We start from the raw sequence: 2,779 nt of genomic DNA, 5'->3' as shown, positions 1-2,779 counted from the left end.
GAGGTCCACCTCGACGCCGGCCCGCCCGCCGCGGCCGACCACGACCTGCGGCGAGGCGCAGCGCAGCACGCGCACGCGCGCGGGGCCGCCGGCGGCGACCGTCGCGACGAGGTCCGCGTCGAGATCCCAGCCGGGTAGGGTGTCGCTGTCGGGGCGGTGAGGCATGGCGTCCCGGGTGTCGAGTCGTGCTGCCGCTCGTTCAGCCGCGCTTGAAGACGTGCACCGCCGTGCCGGCGGCCATCTCGGCGGCTTCCATCAGCGCCTCGCTGAGCGTCGGGTGCGGATGGATCGTCTCGGTCAGGTCGGCCAGGGTGGCGCCCATCTCGATGGCCAGGGCCCCCTCGGCGATCAGCTCGCTGGCGTGCGGGCCGACGATGCCGACGCCCAGGATCAGGTCGGTCTCCGGCTCGGAGAGGACCTTGACCAGGCCCTCGGTGTGGCCGATGGCCCGCGCGCGGCCCAGGGCCGACAGCGGGAAGCGGCCGACGTTGACCGTCACGCCCATCTCCTGCGCGCGCCGCTCGGTGAGGCCGCACCAGGAGATCTCCGGGTCGGTGAACACGACGGCCGGGATGGCCCGGTTGTCGAACTCCACCTTGTGGCCGGCGATCGACTCGGCCGCGACCTTGCCCTCGCGGCTGGCCTTGTGCGCCAGCATCGGGCCGTGCGTCACGTCGCCGATGGCGTAGATGTGGGGCTCGGCCGTGCGGCACTCGCCGTCGGTCTCGATCACGCCCTTGTCGTCCACGACGACCTTCGTGTGCTCGAGGCCGATGCCGTCGGTGTTCGGCCGGCGGCCGATGGCCACCAGCACCCGGTCGTAGTGCTCCCGGGACGTCTTGCCCTCGTGCTCGATCTCCACGTCGAAACCGCCGTCGCGGGGCTCGATGCCCTTGACCTTCGAATCGGTCATGACCGCGTGCAGCCGCTTGCTGACCTGCTTGACCATGATGTCCACGAGGTCGAGGTCCGCCCCCATCAGCAGGCGCGGGAAGAACTCGACCACCGAGACCCGGCTGCCCAGGCCGGCGTAGACCAGGCCCAGCTCCAGGCCGATGTAGCCGCCGCCGACGACCAGCAGCGTCCCGGGCACCTCCTGCAGCTTCAGCGCGTCGGCCGACGACCAGACGCTCTGGTCGATGCCCGGCGGCAGCCGGTTCAGCGACGAGCCGGTGGCGATGATGCACTGCTTGAAGGCGATCGTGCCGCCCCCCTCGATGGCGAGGGTGTGGTTGTCCTGGAAGCGGGCGCGGCCGTGCACGATCTCCACGCCGCGCTTCTGCAGCAGCGTCTTGACGCCGCCGGACAGCTGGGCCACCACGCCGTCGGTCCACTCGCGCAGTTTCACGTGGTCGATCTTCATCCCGGTGAAGGTCAGGCCGAGGCGCGCGGCGCCCTTGGCCGCCTCGCTCAGCTCGATGGCGTTGATGAGCGACTTCGAGGGGATGCAGCCCTCCAGCAGGCAGACGCCGCCGGGGCGCTCCCGCTCCTCGACGACCATGACTTCCTTGCCGAGGTCCGCCAGGCGCAGCGCCGCCACGTAGCCGCCGGGCCCCGAGCCGATGACCACGACCTCGACTTCGGTGTTCAGGCTTCCCATCACCATGAGCGGCCTCTCCTCGGTTCTAGGTATCCAATAAAAGCAGGTTCGGGTCGCTCAGGTTGCGCACCAGCTCGCCCACGAAGCGCGCCGCGTCGGCGCCGTCGGCCACGCGGTGGTCGAAGGCCAGCGTCAGCGGCAGGATCTTGCGGATCACGATCTGGCCGTCGCGCACCACGGGCTTCTCCTGCACGCGGCCCATGCCCAGGATCGCCACCTCGGGGTAGTTGATCGTGGGGATCAGGGCGGTGCCGCCCAGCGGGCCGACGTTGGTGATCGTGAAGGTGCCGCCCTGCATGTCCTCCAGGGGCAGCTTGCCCTCGCGGGCCAGCGCGGCCTTCTCCTCGATCTCGCGCGAGATCTCGCGGATGCTCTTGACGTCGGTGCCGCGGATCACCGGCACCACCAGGCCCTTCCCGGTGTCCGCCGCGAAACCGATGTTGTAGTACTTCTTGTAGACGATCTCCTCGCGGAACGGGTCGAGGCTGGCGTTGAACGCCGGCGCCGCCCGCAGGCCCGCGGTGATCGCGCGGATCACGAACGACAGCAGCGTCAGCTTGCCGCCGGGCTCGCCGTCGCGCCGCGCCTTCATCTTCAGGCGGAACTCCTCGAGCTCCGTGACGTCGGCGTCGTCCATGTGGGCGACGTGCGGCACTAGGATCATCGAGGTCGTCATCTTGCGCGCCACCTTGCGGCGGATCGAGCGCAGCGGCTCGATCTCCACCGGGCCCTGCAGCGAGAAGTCGGGCAGGGGCTCGATGTCCAGGAACGGGATGGCGCTCGCGGCGGCGGCCAGGTGCGTGCCCTCGGCGGCCCGGTCCGCGATCGGGGCGGACGGCGCGGACGGCGCCGACGCAGCGGCCGGGGAACCGCCGGCCAGGTAGGCCTGCACGTCGACGGGCGTCACGCGCCCGCCGGGTCCGGTGCCGGACACCAGCGCCAGGTCCACGCCCAGCTCGCGGGCCAGGCGCCGCGTGGCCGGGGCCGCGGGCACCGGCCGGCCCGAGACCGTGCTGTTGGGCTGGGTCTCGGTGCGGGCGGGCGCCGGCGACTTGACCGGCGACTTGGCCGGAGCCGCCGCGGGCGCGGGCTCCTCGGCGGGCAGCCCGGCCGGCGTCTCCTCCGCGGCGCGGCCGCTGCCGGCCGGCTTGTGGGCGGGCGCGGCTTTCGCGACCGGCG

2 protein-coding genes are annotated in these 2,779 nt (G+C 72.2%); both read right to left on the bottom strand.

The genetic code is table 11. The annotated features are described in order from the left end of the window. Nucleotides 1-199: 199 nt before the first annotated feature. Nucleotides 200-1,606, bottom strand: a complete 1,407-nt coding sequence (gene lpdA / locus Q7W29_11020; GenBank protein ID MDO9172348.1) for a dihydrolipoyl dehydrogenase — start codon at nt 1,604-1,606, stop codon at nt 200-202. Nucleotides 1,607-1,625: 19 nt separating this feature from the next. After that, nucleotides 1,626-2,779: dihydrolipoamide acetyltransferase family protein (locus Q7W29_11015; protein MDO9172347.1), on the bottom strand; the 1,154-nt coding region annotated here is incomplete at its 5' end.

The sequence above is a fragment of the bacterium genome (genome assembly GCA_030654305.1).
Taxonomy (GTDB): domain Bacteria; phylum Krumholzibacteriota; class Krumholzibacteriia; order LZORAL124-64-63; family LZORAL124-64-63; genus PNOJ01.
The sequence above is the reverse complement of the archived record's forward strand: the minus strand, read 5'-3'. Positions and strand labels throughout refer to the sequence as shown.

Excerpts from the sequence above, each read along its gene's own strand:
- lpdA (MDO9172348.1), bottom strand. The coding sequence starts at position 1,606 with ATGGTGATGGGAAGCCTGAACACCGAAGTCGAGGTCGTGGTCATCGGC.